This window comes from Lujinxingia litoralis, from assembly GCF_003260125.1.
Classification (GTDB): domain Bacteria; phylum Myxococcota_A; class Bradymonadia; order Bradymonadales; family Bradymonadaceae; genus Lujinxingia; species Lujinxingia litoralis.
Genome location: NZ_QHKO01000011.1, coordinates 122,896 through 140,104 on the forward strand (window position 1 = coordinate 122,896; position 17,209 = coordinate 140,104).

The window sequence follows — 17,209 nt, forward strand, 5'->3', positions numbered from 1 at the left end:
TGAAGCGATGAGTTCAAAGCCCTCCGAAGATCGTCCGCTGGCGCCGCCTCCCCGTGAAGGCGCGACGAGCACGCCGATCTGTGTGTATTACCCGGAGCGCGCCGGGGGACTGGGGCGAGTGACCACGCCGCTGGGGGATGTGCATGTGGCCAATCTTTCGGGGCCATTGGCAGCGGCCGCTCGCCAGCTGGGCCGGCGGCTGGCGCCGGAACTTCGCGAGGGGGCCTACCGCTCCTTCGACGATTATCTGCAACGCATCAGCTCTGAGAGCGGCTCCCGGCTTCTGGCGACGGCCGGAAGGTATTTGGGCCAGGGGTTGGTGGCCCGTCAGCTACGAGAGCGACTTCCGGCAGATTACCTGCAGCTGCTCACGGCTTTTGCCGAGGGGGCCGGGCTTGACGTGGAAGCGGCACTGGCCAGCCAGCAGATCTGGGATCAATGGGCCTGGGCGCGCTCGGGTCAGATGGGGCGTCTGGTGGAGGCTCGTCTGCGGGCCCGTCTGCGTTCGCCACTTCTGGGGTCCAGTGCGCTGGCGGTAACCACCGATACGCATGGTCCGCTTCACGCCTGGAGTTTTGAGAACGCCGCGGTGGAGCGCTGGGACCGCGCCGCCCGGGTGGTGGTGACGCATCCAGAGCGCGGTTTTGGCTACGCGCTGGTCAGCTCGCTGGGTTTTTTGGTGGGGTTGCCCGTGGGGATGAACGCCGCCGGGTTGACGTTGAGCACACATCCGGGGCCTTCGAGTCGAAGCGACCGGAAGGGGGTTCCGCTGGGACCGGCTGCGTTACAGGTGCTCAATGAGGCGCGTACGATCGAGGAGGCCGTCGCCATCTTCCGGCAGCATCCCCCGGTGCATAGCTGGACGTATGTGCTCACCGAGGCTGCCGGCGGGCGCGTGGCGCGGGTGGAGGTCAGTCCGCTGCGGGTGGGCGTGGAGTTCGGTGAATCCGGGGCGCTTTTTGAGTACGGCGGCGCTTCATCGGCGGAGCTACAGCGCCTGCCGGCGTTGATGGCCGCCGACGAGAAAAGGCGTGCCCACCTTGGCAGCTTTGCGGCGGGCTGGCGCTCCGAGACACCGCAACCCCGGCTGGCACTGGCCCGTGCCCTGGGAGGCTCGCTCCACCGCGCGCCGAACGCCGACGAGGTGCGCATCTCCGAGGTGATGTCGGTGATCTTTGAGCCTGCCGCCGGCCGCCTCTGGGTGGCGGCGGGCCGGGCCCCCACCTCGCTGCGCTGGTTTGTGCCCTTGCGACTGCGCGGCGAACACGGTGAGCCGGCGGCAGGCTTTGATGCTCGTATCGCGCCCTTTGAGGCCTGGCCTCACTGGCAGGAGAGCGCCTCGGGGCGGGCTTCGGACTATTATCGCAACGCTTACCGCCTCTATTTGGAGGGCGAAGACCCCGAGCGCCTGCTGATCACGCTGGAGTACGCGGTGGCGCTGGAGCCCACGGCGCCGCGCTACCACATGATGACCGGGCTGGTGGCGTTGAGCGCCGGGCGCGCCCGACGCGCCGAGGGGGCATTCCGGCGAGCGATCGACGCGCTGCAGAGCCCGGCTCGCCGCGCGGAGGTCGGGCTTTATCTGGCCTGGGCGCTGGACCTTCAGGGCCGTCGTCGCGCTGCCCGCCAGCTCTACGCCCGGGTGGCCGACGACGCGCAGGCCGCCGGCCGCACCCGGCAGCGCGCCCAGGCCGGGCGCCGCACGCGCTTTCGCGCCAGAGATCTCCGGGAGATGCAGCTCGACTTCGGGCTGGCCTGCGCGCTCTAGACTCGTCAAACCTCGGCGTACGCGTTAGCCTGAGGGTACGCGCCTGTCTGAGATTTCAGGTAGCATTTCCTCACCTATGATGCCCGCAGGTGCCCTGATGAGCGATCCCGGAGACGGTGGAGCTGGCTCCCCAGAACTCTTTGACTACCCGCAGCGCGCCCTGAGTCCGGATCGCCGCGAACACGAGCGTCTGCCCGTAAATCGGGAGTTTGCGGTCATCGACGATTACATCGCCGAGTATGTCACCAGCATCTCGCACGGCGGGGTGTTCATCCGCTCCAAGAAACCGCTGGAGCTGGGGACGCGCGTGACGCTGAAGTTCTCGGTGATCCTGGACGATCTGGAGACCGTCGAGGGGGAGGGCGAGGTGGTGCGGGTGGAACGCAGCGGCCCGGAGATGGGGATGGGCGTGGCGTTTACCAGGCTCAGTGGCGAGAGCAAGAGGCTGATCGACGAGCTCTTTGCGCGCCACGAGTTGGCGCAGGGCAAGCGCTAACGCGGTCCTGGCCAGGCGTATGGCGAGGACCTGACGAGCGGGGGGTTAGTAGCGGCCCGTCCGCAGGTAACTTTCGATCGCCTGGTAGGCCACCGCCAGCTCCTGGGAGAGGTCGGTCGCGACGGACTCCATCTCGGGATCGTTGGCGAAGTTATCCGGGTGATAGCGTCGCATCATGCTGCGGTAGGCCGCGCGGGTCGTGGCCAGATCGCTGCCGTAGGGGATCTCAAGGTTGGCGTAGTAGTCGCGCAGGGTTTTCGGGCCGTCGGTGCGTGCCGGGGGCTGAGGCTGCGGGCGCTCACCGGGATTCTGGCCGATGTTCTCCCACGCCTCGGGGGCCGGCTCCGGGTGGAGCAGCGAGCGAAAGCCCCCGCGCTCCTCAAACTGCTGCACGTTATCGAGCAGGTGGTTGAGGTTGGCGCGCATCGTGCGCATCAGGCGGTCTTTAAGGTCACTCATGGTCGTGCGACTCCGGGCTTCCGAGACGAATCAAAGAAAAGAGGGGGGCTCAGGAGAGCGAGTTTTCAAAGCTCTCACGCTTGTTTTCGCGCCAGAAGAGGACGAAGGCTCCGGCCACGATGGCCAGTCCGACTACCGCCCACAACACCGCCCAGACGCTGGCCGGGATGCCGGTGAGGTTGGCCATGTTCACCGCGTCGGAGTGTCCGCGCGCGGCCATCGTATGATCGATCAGAGTTCGGATGGAGTGCAGCCCGTCAAAGGTCAGCTGCACGCCCAGGGTGATGACCAGCGCGTGGCGCAGCCAGGGCGCGCCGTACACGGCCACGGCCACCAGTCCGGCCGCCGAGAGCAGACCCACCGACCAGGTCAACAACGCGCCGGAGAACCCCAGGTAGACCAGCGCGGCCACGGTGACCACCGCGCCGCCAGCGTACCAGATGCCGGCTGATTTCTGGGCGCGGGCCATCTTACGCCCCAGCGCCCACAGTCCCATGCCGGCAGCGAACCCGCCCACCGCGAGGAGCGAACTTCCGTAGCCGCCAAAGAGTGCGGTGGCCACCAGGGTGCTTACGCCCAGCACGATGAGGGTCTTGCGGGCCCAGCCCTGGCGCTTGCCGGCGATCAGCAGTGCGGCGCCGGCGGCCACCGTGCCCAGATAGCCCGCCGAGCTGATCAAGAAACGCGAGCCACCCCGGCTCAACGTCACTCCGCTGGTGTCCAGATTTACATGCATTCCGCTGACCGAGCCGCCGGTGAGCACGGTGGCCAGGGCGTGCGCGCTCTCGTGCACAAAGGTTCCGAAGAGGCGCAGCGGATAAGCCACCACGTAGCCGTAGGGCACCAACATGGTCACCACCACCAGGGCTACCGCGAAGATCAGCAACGCGCGTGCCGAGGGGGTGAAGTTGGATGTGCTCATGGAGGCTCCTTGAGATGAGATCGTGACCCTCGCGCCGCTGGCGAGTTGGCCGTTCAGGTCGTTCTAAACATACCAACCGCCGCGCCGCTTGCCAGCACCACTGGCCGAGCATCACCGCCGGCGTACCCGGCGTCGGTGACAGAACGTTGGACTTTGGGGGGCACATTCCCGGCCCGAGAGGGGCCGGGGCAGGCATAGCGCCGGGGCTCGGCGGGTTCTGGGGAGAGCGCGCGTGACGTGGCGGGCCGGCCGGACTACGTTGAGCGGCGGTGAGCGGCCCGGGCCGCGCGCATATCGACTTTTGCATCAGGAGCTTACCTTGGCCCAGATCCCCCCTCCGAGCTCAACCTGCGGTGCCGACCAGGGATGCTCGACTCCCTCGCCAGCGCCCGAGTCCTGCTGTGGCTCGCCGGCGGAGCCGGCGGCCGGCGATAAGGTGCATCGGCACGCTCCGGGGCACGTGCACCACGATCATGACCACGACCTCCACGGTTGTCGTACGTCAAAGGCGGCGCCCTCTTCCGAGGAGCGTCCTGAGCCGGATGCCGCCGCGCGCACCATTTTCGACGTGCAGGGGCTCTGCTGCCAGAGTGAGGCGCGTCTGATCGAAGACGCGCTCGCCAGTGCGCCCGGCGTCGCCGAGCTGCGCATCAATGTGCCCGCCGGCACGCTCACGGTCTACCACGACGGGCAAAGTTCGCGCGACGAAGCCACCGTGGCGGCGCTGAGTCGGGTGGGGCTTCAGGCCGCGCCGCGCCCCGAGTTCGGTCGCCGCGCCCAGGTCTCGCATTCAGCCTTTGATCAGCGCTTCTGGACGGTGCTCAGCGGCGCGCTGCTCACCCTGGCCGGGGCGGTGGTGCGCTTTGGGTTCGGCATCACCTCGGTGCTGGTGCCGATCCTGCTGAGCGTGGCGATCGTGGTGGGCGGCGTGTTTGTGTATCGTCAGGCCTTCCGTGCCCTGCGCCAGCGTCGCATCGACATCAACCTCCTGGTGACCATCGCCGTGGTGGGGGCGGCCGCGGTTGGCGAGTGGTTTGAGGCGTCCACCGTGATCCTGCTCTTCGGGTTTGCCGAGTGGCTGGAGGCGCGCTCCATGGCCCGGGCTCGCCAGGCCATCGGCTCACTCATGGCGCTGGCACCGCCCACCGCCCGGGTGCGCCGTGGCGAGGCTTTTGTCGAGGTCGAACTTGCCGAGGTTGTGCTCGGCGATGAGATCGAGCTTTTGCCCGGGGCCCGGGTGCCGGTCGATGGGGAACTCTTAAGCGGCGTGACCGAAGTCGACGAATCGACCATCACCGGGGAGGCGCGCCACGTGCGAAAGATCGCCGGGGATACGCTCTTCGCGGGCACCGTTAACCAGGCCGGGCGAGTGCGGATGCGCTGCACCGAGCCCGCCGCCACCAGCACGCTGGCCCGCATCATCGACGCGGTCGAAGAGGCTCGCGCCCAGGCCTCGCCGGCCGAGCAGTTCATCGACACCTTTGCGCGCATCTACACGCCGGCGGTCGTGGCGCTGGCGGCCGCCGTGGCGCTGCTGGGGCCGCTGCTCACCGGAGGGGCGTTTGAACTCTGGTTCTACCGCGCGCTGGTCTTTCTGGTGATCGCCTGCCCCTGCGCGTTGGTCATCTCCACGCCGATTGCCAACGTCGCCGGCCTGGCGCGTGCGGCGCGTCGGGGCATCCTGGTCAAGGGAGGCAAGTGGCTGGAGATGCTCGGTCAACTCCGGGCGCTGGCGCTCGATAAAACCGGGACATTGACCGAGGGGCGGCTCGTCGTCGAGGGGCTCCATCCCCTGGCGGACGTGAGCGCCGACGCGCTGCTGCTGGCCGCGGCCCGCGCCGAATCTGCCAGCGAACATCCCATCGGTCGCGCGATCGTGGCCGAGGCCATGGGGCGTTTCGAACTCGCGGAGATCGTCGACGCGGTCAGCGATGCCCGCGCGGTGGTCGGGGCCGGCATCGAAGCCACGTTGGTCGCTGAGTCCGCCGGCCTCCCCGGCGCCGGTCCGGCGCCGGTGTTGCGCGTGGGGCAGCTGGCCTGGCTCTCGGAGCTGGGAATGAGCGTGCCGGCGGCGCTGGTCGCCGAACACGATCGCCTGGCCTCGGTGGGACACACGCTGATCGCCGTGGCCGAAGATCAACGCGTGCTGGGGCTGGTCGCCCTGGGAGATCGCCTGCGCGCCGGCGCCCCGGCTGCACTTCAGGCCTTAAAACGCGCCGGCGTCACCCATCTGGCCATGGTCACCGGCGATGGTCCTGAGGCCGCCGCACACTTCGCCGGGCGCCTGGGGCTCGACCCCGGGCTGGTCTTCTCCCGACAGACGCCACACGACAAGATCGCCCGGGTCGACGAACTCAAAGCGCAGGTGGGCGACCACGTGGCGATGGTCGGCGACGGGGTTAACGACGCGCCGGCGCTGGCGGCGGCCTCGGTGGGCGTGGCCATGGGCGCGGCCGGCACCGACGTGGCGCTGGAGAGCGCTGATGTCGCGTTGATGGGCGATGATTTGAGTCGTCTGGCCGAGGCCATGATCATCGGACAGAAGACCCGGCGCATCATCCTGCAGAACATCACCGTGGCGCTGGGGCTGAAGGTGATCTTTTTGGTGCTGGCGCTCGGCGGCTGGGCCACGCTCTGGATGGCGATCGTGGCCGATATGGGCGGTAGCCTGATCGTGATCTTCAACGCGCTGCGCCTGCTGCGGGCCTCCGAGGAGGAGCGAAACGCAGCGGCCAGCGCCGCCACCGAGCCGGCGCTGGCACACTGAGCGCTCAGTGCCCCTGGCCGGGGCTCTTTAGGCCTTAAACTGCAACGCGCGGTGGTGCACGTTAAAGGTCGCCGGCAGTTTCCCGGGCTGCTCCCCGTCCAGGTCCACCAGCGCCAGCGCCGAGGGTTCCACCAGACGCACGGCCACCTGGCGGGCGCGATGACGGCTGACCTTGCGGTGGCCCAGGTGGCTGCCCTTGTAGATGTCGGTGAACATACGCAGGGCCTGCGGACGGCTGAGATCGCCCATCATGATCAGTTGCAGGCGTCCATCGTCGAGTTCGGCGCCCGGCGCGACCCACATCCCCCCGCCAAAGTACTCGCCATTGGCCACCGAGAGGTTGAGCACCCGGTCGCGAAGCTCCGAGGTGTCGTCCAGGCGCACCTCCACCTCAATATTCTTCCATTTCGCAAAGGCCCGCATCGTCGCGACCGCGAAGCTCGCTCTGCCGCCCAGCCCCTTCCAGGTGCTGTTGGCCATGGCATCGACCACCCCGCTGATGCCGCCGCTGGCGATGTTCACAAAGTAGCGGGTGGCCAGGTTGCCCCGGGCATCGAGAAAGCCCACCTGGCCCAGATCCAGCGCGCGGGTTTCCCGGCCGCGCAGGCGCTCAATGGCCTCGGCGGCGCCGGCCATCAGCCCGACCGAGCGCCGAAAGTCGCCACCGGTGCCGATGGGGACCAGCCCCAGCACCGCATCGGGGTTGATGGGCTGCAGGCTCAGGTCGCGGCGCAGCACCCAGCCCTCGTCATCGAGCGCGTAGCAGGTGGTGGGTTCCGGGCGCTCGTAGAACCCGTTGACGACCTCGTTGAGCGTGCCGTCGCCGCCCACCGCCACCACCATCTCCCAGCCGGTGCGCAGCGCCTCTCGGGCCAGCAGGGTGGCGTGAGCCGGACCTTCGGTAAACGCGAAGTCGACCTCGGGAAGGTTGGCCCTAAGCAGGCGCTCTAAGAGCGGCCAGTCCTCTTTGACCTGGCCGGCCCCGGCCACGGGATTGGCGATCACAAAGGTGCGAAGATGGGTGGAGGTCTCGGTCATGGCACTCTCAGCAGCAGCAGGGGGGGCGCCCCTTATAGTCACACAGCGCATCGGGGAAAGGGGAGGTCTCAGAGCCGGTAGGCCTGGCAGACGAGATCCAGCAGGGTGCAGATGTCGAGCTCCGGGCGGGCCTGGCTCATGGCGCACTGGCAGGTGGCCGCCGTGCTCACCAGGCGAGTGGCTTCGGGGTGGGTGTGGAGGCGTTCGGCCACCCGGGCGGCCTGACGCTCGGCGGCCTCGGCCTCCAGGGCGCGGTAGGTGGCCTGCCCGCCGCAGCACTCGGCCTCCTCCTGATCGAAGATCATCGCCACCGGCTCGCCATGGCCCGCGGCCCGCAAGACCCGCAGCACATCGGCATGGAGCCGGGCCTGACGTGTCATCATGCAGCTCGGGTGTACCATGAGCTGGCTCAGATCCAGCGGCTCCTCCGGCGGCAGCTCGGGGAGGCGTCGGGCCAAAAGCTCGATCACGTGGTGAGGGCGCAGGCGTTCGGGCTCGTCGTGCGCGAGCTCGGGCCAGCTGCTGGTGGGTTCGGCCCAGGCGGACAGCGCCGGGCAGTCGGTGTAGAGCGTGTCCAACCCCTCCAGATCGGGCCAGCGCCTGGCGAGGTGACGATCCAGCCCCGGGCGATCGCCGGTGGCCCCCAGTGGAAATCCGCAGCAGACCGGTAGCGCGTCGGGGCCGGCGGCCACCAGGCGGACCTTCTGGCCGAGCACCCGCTCCAGGAGTCGACCGACGCGATCGATGAGCTCGGGGTGATGGGCCAGCGTGTCGCAGTCGGGCCAGAAGCCCACGGGGGAGTCCGCGTCAAACACCCCGGGAGCCGGGCGCCAGGTGATGGCGGCGGCCCGGGGGCGCCCCTGAGTCTCAAAGGCTTCGCGCAAGGGGCGGTAGGCCGCCGGGATCAGATCGGCGGCCGCGGCGCGCTCTCGGGCCTGCCACAGCGCGCGGGGCACGTCGTTGGTGTGGCGGCAGAAGGTCTGGCAGCGCCGGCATCCGGTGCAGTGATGAAAGGCCTCGGCGACCTCCGGGGTCAGCGCCACGCTGCGATCGGCGGTCAACTCCAGCAGGCGCATCATCGCCCAGGGGGTGACCGTCTCCCGCGACTCGGCGGCGGCCGTCGGGCAGCTGAACCGGCAGAGCTTGGGGCAGTAGGTGCAGTAGGCGCTCATCTTCGCCACGTCTGGCGAGTAGGGATCATCGGCGTGCATCAGCGGCCTCCGGGGCGAATGGAACGCGGGAGCGAGGGGGGAGCGTCTGGCACAGCGGCCAGCGCGCGATCACGCCGGGCATCGGCACATCGAGCGGCGCGCCATGCTCGACCACCAGCTCCACGCGATCGGGGGCAAAGGAGGTCAGCGTAAGTTCGTCGATGTCCGGCGTGCTCAGGTCCAGCGGCGGCGTCTGTAGCGCCGCCGCGGTGCACCAGATGGCGCTGGCTTGCCGGGCCCGGGCGTGGGTGCGACGAGCAGGGTGGCGGTCTTCGAGCCAGCGGCGGCGAGCGCGCAGCGCGTCGAGATCGAGGTGGGCGTCGGGGGCTCTCAGGTGAGCCTCGATCCAGCGTACCTGTGTGCGCAAAAGCTGGCCCGGAGCTCCCAGGGCCAGCTGCAGGCGTTTTGCCCCGGCGCTGTAGTAGACCCACTGCCAGCGGATCTGAGCGCGGTAGATCGCATCCAGCAGCGTCAGGGCCTCGGAGAGGGGGAGCCCCTCAAAGATCAGCAGCTCGGCGTCGAGCTGGCGGCGCGCCACCAGGGTAGCCTCGGTAATTACTCCGTGGTGGCCCTCGCCGCCGATAAAAAGGTAGCGCAGATCGGGGCCGGAGGCTTTGCGCGGGGCCACCAGGTAGTCGTAGCTTCGCCCGGGGGCTCCGCGGGCAGCGAGCGCCACGCAGCCATCGCGTATCGCGCCCTGACCCAGGGTCTTGGGCCCGGGGCGAAAGCGAGCCAGCAGGCCCCCCAGGGTGGCGGTGGAGGGCATCAGTGCGTAGTGGCTCAGGGTCAGGCCCTCGGCCTCGACCGCATCCTGAAGATCGCGCCAACGGATGCCCGCCTGGGCCGACACCAGACCGTTTTCGCGCGAGAGGTTCAGAAGTTGATCCAGACGCTCGGTGCGCAGCGCGACCGCCCCGCCGAGATCGTGGCGCAGGTGCTGCCCGTCGCCCACCACCAGGGCCGGGCGGCCGCGGGCGTGCAGCTCATCAACCATCGCGGCCAGCTCACCGCGGGTGGCCGGGATGCGTTCTTCGAGCGGCTCGGTCAGCGCGCGCGCCTGATAGAAGTGCTGGCGAGGGGCCGAAAGCGGGCTCTCGTGCTCTCTGCCGGAGGGCTCCATCATCGGTAGACCTTGGAGGGGTTGAGAATGCCATCGGGATCAAAGCGCGCTTTTAGGTCGGCAAAGAGCGCCGGGCCGCCCGGGTGGTCGTGCCTGGTGAACGCGGCCTTGGAGTAGCCCACCCCGTGGTGGTGGGCGATCGAGCCTCCCTGGGCGGCCACTGCCTCCAGCCCCTGCTCCCAGGTGCGCTCGTAGGTGGCCAGGGTGTCGTCGAGATCGGCGCCGAAGCCCGCAAAGGTAAAGTAGATCGAGCAGCCCTCGGCGTAGACGTGGCTGAAATGCGCCATGATAAAGACCTCGTGCTCCACGGCCCGGCGTACCGCCTGGTAGAGGGGGAGCACGTTCTCCCAGGTGGTGGAGACTTCCATGGTGTCGACAAAGGTGCCGGCGTCGAACATCGGGGACTGTTTGTAGCTCACCGAAAAACGGTTCTGCAGCCAGTGGCGCCCCGGTGCCTCGCCCAGGTCCACTCCGTAGCGCTCCAGCAGGCTCCGGGCGTAGGCGGCCTCCTCGTCGATGAGGGCGTTCTGGCCCTCGAAGCCCACGATCAGCAGGCAGCCGGCCGGCAGGCTCTCGGCGACCCGGTTGATGAGCAGGGGTTGGCCTACCGCCCGTCCCAGGAGCTCGCGCTGGGCCCGGTCGACCAGGCGTTCCACCGGGGCGGCCAGGCCCAGCTCCCGGGCCTTCTTGCTGGCGAGCTTCCCCAGGCCCCGCAGCAGGGCGCCCGGGGAGGGCGCGTGCGCGTCGCCCCGTGGCGAGAGGCCGGAGCTGCGGCCCCGGCGCCGGCGGCTGCCTGAGATCAGGCTGTCGAACTCGTCGTAGACTCGCACCACCGCCGGCCTCAACCCCTGCTGCATCATCTCGCGTACCGCATCGAGTGCGAGCTTGAGCGAGGGGAACTCAAACCCCCGGTAGAGCTGACGAGTGGGGCGAGGCTGCAGGCGCAGGGTGGCCTCGGTGATCAGCCCCAGGGTTCCCTCGCTGCCGACCATCAGTTCGGTGATCTGGGCCGGGTGGTCCTGGGCGGCCAGGCCCTCTTCCAGCCAGGGATGCGTGGGGCTGGCCGCGGTGTCGATGAGTCGGGCGCGGCCATCGACCACGCGCATCGACACGACCATATCTTCGATCTTGCCATAGAGGCTGGAGCACTGTCCGGCGGAGCGCGCCGCCAGATACCCGCCCACGCTGGAGCAGTAGAGCGAGGAGGGGAAGTGACCCAGGGTCAGGCCCCGGGCGTTGAGTTCCCGCTCCATATTCATGCCGATAAGCCCGGGTTGCGCCCGCATCAGCAGGGTCTGCGGATCGGCTTCCAGGAGCGCGTCCAGGCGTTTGAGATCGACCACGATCGCGTGCTCATCCAGCGCCACCGTGCCCCCGCACACCCCGCTGCCCGCGCCAAAGGGGATGATCGGGGTGCCGGTGGCGCGGGCCCAGGCCACCAGCTCCACGATTTCGGCCTCGTCTTTCGGCTGCACCACCGCCGAGGGCTGGTGCACCCCCAGCCGGCGCCCCCGGGTTAAAATGATACCCCGGGGCCAGCAGTCGTTGTCGTAGGCCAGGCGGTCCGGCAGGGCGGTGCGCACCCAGGGGCGGCCCACAATGGCCTCCAGATCGCGCCGCAGGGCCGGGGGGAGAGGAGACGCGGGGTGGACGCTCATGGTTCCTCGTCGGTGGGCTCGGTCGGAGGATGCTCCCGGGGAGTGGCGGCCTGGGGTCGGTCAGCGCTCCCCTGTGCCGCGGTGGCGGCGCGCTCGCTGGCGCCGCGAATGCTCGCGGTGATCAGGTGGTCGGCGGCGCGCTCCAGCTCCTGAAAGATGTCGGTGAGGCGGGCAATGAACGCTTCGCTGCGGGGTTTGTCGGTGGCGAAGAAGGCCAGGTCCACCAGGCTGGCAAGTGCGCGGGTGGTGAGCGCCTCCAGGCGTTCCAGCGCCTCCTGGCCCAGGGCCCGCGCCCGCGGATCGGCGGCCAGTTCGGTGGTCAGCTCGCTGAGTTCCTCCATCGTCGGCAGCGCCTCGCGGGCCGAGGGCAGCGCCTCGATCACCTCGCCGAGCGCACCGATCAGCTCGGCCAGGGGGGCATCGGGCCAGCGCCACTCCTCTTCGTGCATCGCCTGGGTGCTGAGCTGACGCAGCGCCCGCAGGCTCTGACGCCCGGCGCGCTGACCGGCCAGGATCGCCGGCAACCACACCAGCGCGCGCTGGCCGACCCGGGGCGCGCGCTCCACCAGGCTCATCAGTCCGTCGAGCCAGTCGCCCCCGGCGCTGGTCTCCCGGCCGGGCGCTTCGTCTTTGATCGAGTCGTCTGACACCTCACTCCTCCTGCGCGTGCCCCGGAGAAACGGGGCGCTGCGTCTGGCGGGCTCGCCATGATTTGAATGGGCTTAAGCATGGGGCAGCTTGCCACCGCTGACAAGGCTCCGCGCGGCGCTCTGTGGGCCGGGCAAACCTTTAATCGCGGCAGAGCGTGCCCAACGTGAACTGAAGGTAGTCGCCTTCGGGAAAGGCCGGCAACGTGGGGTGATCCACATCGGCGCCCCAGGTGCCCAGGACCACCAGTTCGGCCCGGGCGCGCTCGCTGGCCCGGGTGACGATCTCCAGAAAGCGCGCCCGATCGATGTGGCTGCTGCACGAGGCCAGCGCCAGGGTGGAGCCGGTGGGCATCACCTCGATGAGTTTCTGGAAGATGCGCGTGTAGGCCTCGGTGGCCCGGGGCACGTCGCTGTGGCGGTGGGCGAAGCTGGGCGGGTCGCAGACCGCCACCTCAAAGGGGGCCCGCTCCGGTTCAAACTGCTCCAGATATTCAAAGGCATCGCAGGCCTCAAAGCCGTGGGCCGAGGCCGGGATGTGGTTGCGCTCAAAGTTGCGGCGAGCGTCGGCGATGGCCGGCGCCGCCAGATCGACGGTGGTGGTGCGGGCGGCGCCGCGGGCGGCCGCTGCCAGCGAGAAGGCCCCGGTGTAGCCAAAGAGGTTCAGCAGTCGGCGCCCCACGCAGACCTCGGCCAGACGGGCGCGGTTGGCGCGTTGATCCAGAAAAAAGCCGGTCTTCTGACCCTGGAGGGGGTCGACCACGTAGGTGAGTCCCCCCTCGGCAAAGGTCGTCTCGGCGGGGGGCTCCTCGCTCTCCCACCACTCGGCGGCCGGCAGGGTGCCGCGGTGGAGGTTGGAGCGTTTGATGGCCCAGTGCTTGATCGGCAGGAGGCGGCTGATGGTCTGGCGCGCCGGTTTCAGCCAGCGCTCGGCGGCCAGCCCGTCGGGGCGCAACACCGCCACATCACCGTAGACATCGCAGACCAGCCCGGGCACCCGATCGCCCTCGCCATTGAGCAGGCGAAACCCCGTGGTGTCATGAGTCGGGAAGGGGCGGCGCTTAAATGCCTGGCGGATGCGACGGTCGAGCAGGCGGTGATCGAGTTCCACCTCGGGGTTGCGGGTCCACAGACGCACGCGGATCGGGGAGGTGGGGTCGAGGATGCCACGCCCCAGCCACTCTCCGTGGCGATCGTAGACATCGACCGCATCGCCCGGCTCGCCAGCCTGATGGCGCACGGCGTCCTCGAAGATCCAGGGGTGGCCGGCGCGGAGCACGTTCTCGATGGCCTGGGTCAGATCAACGCGGGGGTAGTAGCGCATGGTTCACTCGGGGGGCTGGAAGGGGCTCTCAAAAGAGGGGATGGCCGCGGCGGCTGCCCGGGCAGGCCCCGGGGGGGAGGCCGGCTTCAGGCGCTGCGGAGGATGCCCCAGGATGGCCCCGAGCGCCACCACCGAACCCGCAGGATCGCCGGCGTTGCCGGGAGCGGCGCTGCCCGAGGGCCCCGCCTCAAAGAACAGGGGCGCTCCCCCGCAGAGAGTGGTGCCCCCTGGTGGTCCGGCCCCTGGGCACCGCCGGGCCGAACTCAGTGCAGCGCTGGAGTCGGCAGGAAGGCCACGATCGCGTGTTGATCGGTGGTCACGTCCACAAAAAACTCTCCGATCACGTCGGGCACCCGGCACACGCGCCCCTGGTGCTCCACGCTCCCCAGCAGCATCGGCCAGAAGGGGCCCTCGTAGGCGGCGTTGGGGTCATCGGGCCCGCAGATGCGCAGCTCCACGCCGGGATGTTCCGCGCGCGCGCGGCGCGCGCTGATCTCCAGGCGGCTGGCCTGGGGCCAGCGCAGCAGGGCATTGGCTACCAGGTCGACCACCAGCTGCCCGACCCGTGAGGGATGGGCGCGCAGCACCGGCAGATCCTCCTCCAGATCCAGGTGCACCCGTGGGCCCGGGGCCAGCGCCTGGTTGAGCGTGCGCTTCTGACCTTCGATCAGTTCGGTGAGTTCGGTCTCGGTGGCCGGCAGCCCCTCCAGCGAGGTCAACAGCTGGAGGTTATCCACCAGCGCGATGCCCCGTCGGCAGGCCTTGAGCGCCCGCTCCAGATGCTGTTCCTGCTGCTCATCCTCAACCTGATGACGCACCAGATCCACGTAGCTCGCCGCCACCGTGAACACGTTGTTGAAGTCGTGCGCGATCGCCCCGGCCAGCCGGCTCTGCAGTGCCGCTCGGGTCAGAGGCTGAGGGGGGCTGAGCTCGCTGAGCATGGCCACAAAGCGCCGGGGCTCGTCCTCGCTTTCGGGCAGCTGGACCAGGCGCAGCCGGGTGGCCTTGAGCGGGACGCCCGAGGCATGCAGGTAGGTCAGCTGGCAATCGATAAAGTCCCGCTGCTCGCTGGTGGGGACGCCGGTGGCCTTCTCCAGGCTGCGGGCGCTCTCCGGGGTGAAGAGCTCCTCGGCCTTGGGCGATTCGCTCTTCAGTCCGAGCAGCTGCACCAGGGCCGGGTTACAGAGCCCGGGGCGCCCCGAGGCGTCGACCAGATGCATGGGCCAGGGGGCCCATTCAAAGAAGGCCTCAAAGGCCTCCGAGGAGCGGGGCAGAGTCGCTAGGTGGGGCTGACGCATGAGAGCCTCGCTTGAGCTCGCCATCGATGAAGCCACGCAGACCGGGCCAGAGAGCGGACCCGGTTAAACCTAATCACTCCGCCGGCGCCGGCGACGGGACGGCGGGCTCCGAGGCAGGGGCGAGCGTGTGACGGCGGCCCCGGTCGTCTTCGACCACCTCCAGGCGTACCTGGCCCTCGGGGCTCACCTCCCAGGTGGAGCTATGGAAGGTGCGCCCGCGCTCTACCTTGCCTTCGAGCTCGTGGTAGTCGTAGGCCTCCTGATGCATGCGGTACTTGTCGGCCCGCAGTTCCACGCGCACTGCCTCGTCCTGCGCCGGCCAGCTCAGGGCCATCTCATGTGATTGGCCGGGCATCAGGCGGTTGTCGCTCTTGATCTTGATCTCGGGCCACCACTCGAAGATGGCGCCGATGCGCATCTCTTGGCGCGCCAGCTCCTGGCCCCGGGCATCGAAGACCCGGGCGACCACATCGGCGTGACGCTCCGGATCGCCGGTGGGAAAGCGGTGGCCGGCCTGGCTGTTGGTGATCACCACCCGGGCCCGGGGGCAGGGACCCTCGGAGCAGGCCGGCGCCTGGGCCGGGAGCAGCTCCAGGGTGGCGCCGGAGCCAAAGATCTGGCGCAGCGGCGCGATCTCTTCCTCGTAGTCGGGCTTCTTGGGGATGAGCGAGCCCCCGAACCAGTGATGGCGCGTGGTGCGCTTGGGCACGTCGTAGCCGCGCACGATCTGGCGCTCGGTCTGGGGCATGTGGCAGTCCTGGCAGTGCTGCCCCTGGTCGGCGAACGCGCTGCCCTCCCACTCCTGGCCGGTGGTGAAGAAGCAGCCCAGGGTCTGCTCTGGGAAGAGCGCTTCGGCCTGGTGGCAGCGCACGCAGTTCTCTTCGCTCATCAGGTGATCGCCTTTGGCCACCGGGTGCGGCGCGGCCGGGGAGTCGCCGCGGGGCCCCAGCACCACCCCGTCGCGCACGTGGCAGGTGGCGCAGGTGATCGCGTCGAGCTGGAGTTCGGGATCAAAGACCGGGTTTTCCACGTAGATCGGCTTGGAGATGTCGTCGTTCTCCAGTCCCACCACCAGCTTCTCGAGCTGATTGACCAGGGGCGTATGGCAGTTGACGCAGAGCCAGCTCACATCGTGGGGCTCGGCATCCGGAGGATTATGCTCGCCACGTGACTTGGAGAGCTCCTCCATGAACTGGACATCATCAAGCCAGGCTCGCCGGTGGGTGGAGACCTGCCACTCCCGGTAGATCTCGGCGTGGCAGGCTCCGCAGGTCTCGGCGCGCAGATCCGGCAGGCCCTCCGGAATCGGGGTGTAAGGGTGGGGGCGCTCGTAGATGGGGCGGCTCTTGTAAAAGGCGTCCGCGGCGGCCAGGGCTTCCTCGGCCGAGAGCGTGTCGGGGACCTCGGGGGCCGGGGCACGCTCCGGCCCGAAGTAGAGCATCAGGGCCAGCGTGGCGAGCGCCAGAAGCAGGAGCAGGGCGCGCAGACCGGCTTTTCCTGAGAACATGTCGGACTCGGTGGGTTCGGTGGGGGAGGGAGGCCGGAAAGTCGGGCCCGGACGGGCGGCCTCTCAGCGCGACTTGCGCTCTAAATCTCGATGGCGCGTGGAAACATTCCAGCCCCGGTGGGTCAGACGCCGGGCGATCGTCTCGGCGATGGCCACCGAGCGGTGCTGGCCGCCGGTGCACCCGATGCCGATCGTCAGGTAACTCTTACCCTCACGCTCGTACATCGGCAGGGTGAACTCGGCCATCTGCTGAAAGAGGCCCAGAAAGGTCGAGGCCTCGCTCAACCCCAGCACGTAATGCTGCACGTCGGCATCCAGGCCGGTCTTCGGGCGCAGCTCTTCGACGAAGTAGGGATTGGGCAGAAAGCGCAGATCAAAGACCAGATCGCACTCGATGGGCAGCCCGTACTTAAACCCAAAGCTCAGCACCGAGATCGTAAAGGGCGGCGGGGCATCGGAGCTAAAACGCTTCTGAATCAGCGCCTTAAGGGTGTGTACGGTATGGCTGGAGGTGTCGATGACCACATCGGCGCGTGCGCGCAGATCGTCGAGAAAGCGCCGCTCCAGCGCGATGCCCTCGGGCACGCTGCGGGCCTCGGCCACCGGATGGCGCCGCCGGGTCTCGCTGAAGCGGCGCACGAGCACCTCGTCGGCGGCCTCCAGAAAGGCCACCTGCACGTCGATGCCCTCATCGCGCAGCTGCTTGATGGTGGCATTGGCCTGGTCCAGATGCACGTGATCGCGGGTGTCGACCACAAAGGCCAGCCGGCGCCACTCCTGGCGAGAGGGGCCGGACTGCGCCAGCTCCAGCACCTTGGGGAGCAGCGGAACCGGCAGGTTGTCGATGCAGAAATACCCCAGATCTTCGAGCGCGCGGATGGCCGTGGACTTACCCGAACCGCTCAGTCCGGTCACGATCACCACCCGTGGGGCGCCGAAGCTCGGGTCACTGCGCTCCTCGAGATCCTCAGTCATGGCCTGGCCCGGGTTCAAA

The 17,209-nt window shown here is 68.9% G+C and carries 14 protein-coding genes; 3 read left to right on the top strand and 11 right to left on the bottom strand.

What is annotated here, in order from left to right:
- Nucleotides 1-7 precede the first annotated feature (7 nt).
- Both DL240_RS17550 and DL240_RS17555 read left to right on the top strand, forming a co-directional pair.
- On the top strand, nt 8-1,768 hold the full coding sequence (locus tag DL240_RS17550) for a carcinine hydrolase/isopenicillin-N N-acyltransferase family protein (RefSeq protein ID WP_111731204.1): 1,761 nt from the start codon (nt 8-10) through the stop codon (nt 1,766-1,768).
- Nucleotides 1,769-1,865: 97 nt separating this feature from the next.
- A complete protein-coding gene (locus DL240_RS17555; RefSeq protein ID WP_111731226.1) occupies nt 1,866-2,264 on the top strand; it encodes a PilZ domain-containing protein in 399 nt (132 codons plus the stop codon).
- A 45-nt stretch (nt 2,265-2,309) separates the two neighbouring features.
- On the opposite strand, the gene DL240_RS17560 is transcribed toward DL240_RS17555, so the two are convergent.
- Entirely contained in the window at nt 2,310-2,723 is a 414-nt protein-coding gene (locus tag DL240_RS17560) for a J domain-containing protein (protein ID WP_111731205.1), read from the bottom strand.
- A 49-nt stretch (nt 2,724-2,772) separates the two neighbouring features.
- Entirely contained in the window at nt 2,773-3,645 is an 873-nt protein-coding gene (locus tag DL240_RS17565; RefSeq protein WP_111731206.1) for a M50 family metallopeptidase, read from the bottom strand.
- A gap of 319 nt (nt 3,646-3,964) precedes the next feature.
- Between DL240_RS17565 and DL240_RS17570 the strand changes: the two genes are divergently transcribed.
- On the top strand, nt 3,965-6,412 hold the full coding sequence (locus DL240_RS17570; protein ID WP_158542717.1) for a heavy metal translocating P-type ATPase: 2,448 nt from the start codon (nt 3,965-3,967) through the stop codon (nt 6,410-6,412).
- A 27-nt stretch (nt 6,413-6,439) separates the two neighbouring features.
- Here DL240_RS17570 and DL240_RS17575 read toward each other — a convergent pair whose 3' ends face one another.
- From DL240_RS17575 to rapZ, 9 genes are all read right to left on the bottom strand, one after another.
- Nucleotides 6,440-7,450 carry a diacylglycerol/lipid kinase family protein gene (locus DL240_RS17575; RefSeq protein WP_158542719.1) on the bottom strand — a complete coding sequence of 337 codons (1,011 nt, stop codon included), beginning with the start codon at nt 7,448-7,450 and terminating at the stop codon, nt 6,440-6,442.
- A 68-nt stretch (nt 7,451-7,518) separates the two neighbouring features.
- The gene (locus DL240_RS17580; protein ID WP_111731209.1) at nt 7,519-8,661 is read right to left on the bottom strand and encodes a heterodisulfide reductase-related iron-sulfur binding cluster; all 1,143 of its coding nucleotides are present in this window, start codon (nt 8,659-8,661) and stop codon (nt 7,519-7,521) included.
- Nucleotides 8,648-9,784 (bottom strand): FAD-binding oxidoreductase, encoded by a 1,137-nt coding sequence (locus tag DL240_RS17585; protein WP_111731210.1) that lies wholly within the window; start codon nt 9,782-9,784, stop codon nt 8,648-8,650. The genes DL240_RS17580 and DL240_RS17585 overlap by 14 nt, the downstream gene beginning before the upstream one ends.
- Nucleotides 9,781-11,439: an FAD-binding oxidoreductase gene (locus DL240_RS20815; RefSeq protein WP_111731211.1), complete on the bottom strand. Its 1,659-nt coding sequence runs from the start codon at nt 11,437-11,439 to the stop codon at nt 9,781-9,783. The genes DL240_RS17585 and DL240_RS20815 overlap by 4 nt, the downstream gene beginning before the upstream one ends.
- Nucleotides 11,436-12,089 (bottom strand): hypothetical protein, encoded by a 654-nt coding sequence (locus DL240_RS17595; protein WP_111731212.1) that lies wholly within the window; start codon nt 12,087-12,089, stop codon nt 11,436-11,438. Before DL240_RS17595 ends, DL240_RS20815 begins: the two co-directional genes overlap by 4 nt.
- A gap of 139 nt (nt 12,090-12,228) precedes the next feature.
- Entirely contained in the window at nt 12,229-13,410 is a 1,182-nt protein-coding gene (locus tag DL240_RS17600; protein WP_111731213.1) for a class I SAM-dependent rRNA methyltransferase, read from the bottom strand.
- 263 nt (nt 13,411-13,673) lie between these two features.
- A complete protein-coding gene (locus tag DL240_RS17605) occupies nt 13,674-14,708 on the bottom strand; it encodes a nitrogen regulation protein NR(II) (protein ID WP_111731214.1) in 1,035 nt (344 codons plus the stop codon).
- Nucleotides 14,709-14,781: 73 nt separating this feature from the next.
- Nucleotides 14,782-16,215: a multiheme c-type cytochrome gene (locus tag DL240_RS17610; RefSeq protein WP_111731215.1), complete on the bottom strand. Its 1,434-nt coding sequence runs from the start codon at nt 16,213-16,215 to the stop codon at nt 14,782-14,784.
- Nucleotides 16,216-16,278: 63 nt separating this feature from the next.
- Entirely contained in the window at nt 16,279-17,190 is a 912-nt protein-coding gene (gene rapZ, locus DL240_RS17615) for an RNase adapter RapZ (protein WP_111731227.1), read from the bottom strand.
- Nucleotides 17,191-17,209: the final 19 nt, after the last annotated feature.

What these genes read in the sequence shown, in the direction of transcription:
- DL240_RS17550 (WP_111731204.1), top strand. Translation starts at nt 8, where the DNA reads ATGAGTTCAAAGCCCTCCGAAGATCGTCCGCTGGCGCCGCCTCCCCGT.
- DL240_RS17555 (WP_111731226.1), top strand. Translation starts at nt 1,866, where the DNA reads ATGAGCGATCCCGGAGACGGTGGAGCTGGCTCCCCAGAACTCTTTGAC.
- DL240_RS17560 (WP_111731205.1), bottom strand. Translation starts at nt 2,723, where the DNA reads ATGAGTGACCTTAAAGACCGCCTGATGCGCACGATGCGCGCCAACCTC.
- DL240_RS17565 (WP_111731206.1), bottom strand. Translation starts at nt 3,645, where the DNA reads ATGAGCACATCCAACTTCACCCCCTCGGCACGCGCGTTGCTGATCTTC.
- DL240_RS17575 (WP_158542719.1), bottom strand. Translation starts at nt 7,450, where the DNA reads ATGACCGAGACCTCCACCCATCTTCGCACCTTTGTGATCGCCAATCCC.
- DL240_RS17580 (WP_111731209.1), bottom strand. Translation starts at nt 8,661, where the DNA reads ATGCACGCCGATGATCCCTACTCGCCAGACGTGGCGAAGATGAGCGCC.
- DL240_RS17585 (WP_111731210.1), bottom strand. Translation starts at nt 9,784, where the DNA reads ATGATGGAGCCCTCCGGCAGAGAGCACGAGAGCCCGCTTTCGGCCCCT.
- DL240_RS20815 (WP_111731211.1), bottom strand. Translation starts at nt 11,439, where the DNA reads ATGAGCGTCCACCCCGCGTCTCCTCTCCCCCCGGCCCTGCGGCGCGAT.
- DL240_RS17600 (WP_111731213.1), bottom strand. Translation starts at nt 13,410, where the DNA reads ATGCGCTACTACCCCCGCGTTGATCTGACCCAGGCCATCGAGAACGTG.
- DL240_RS17605 (WP_111731214.1), bottom strand. Translation starts at nt 14,708, where the DNA reads ATGCGTCAGCCCCACCTAGCGACTCTGCCCCGCTCCTCGGAGGCCTTT.
- DL240_RS17610 (WP_111731215.1), bottom strand. Translation starts at nt 16,215, where the DNA reads ATGTTCTCAGGAAAAGCCGGTCTGCGCGCCCTGCTCCTGCTTCTGGCG.
- rapZ (WP_111731227.1), bottom strand. Translation starts at nt 17,190, where the DNA reads ATGACTGAGGATCTCGAGGAGCGCAGTGACCCGAGCTTCGGCGCCCCA.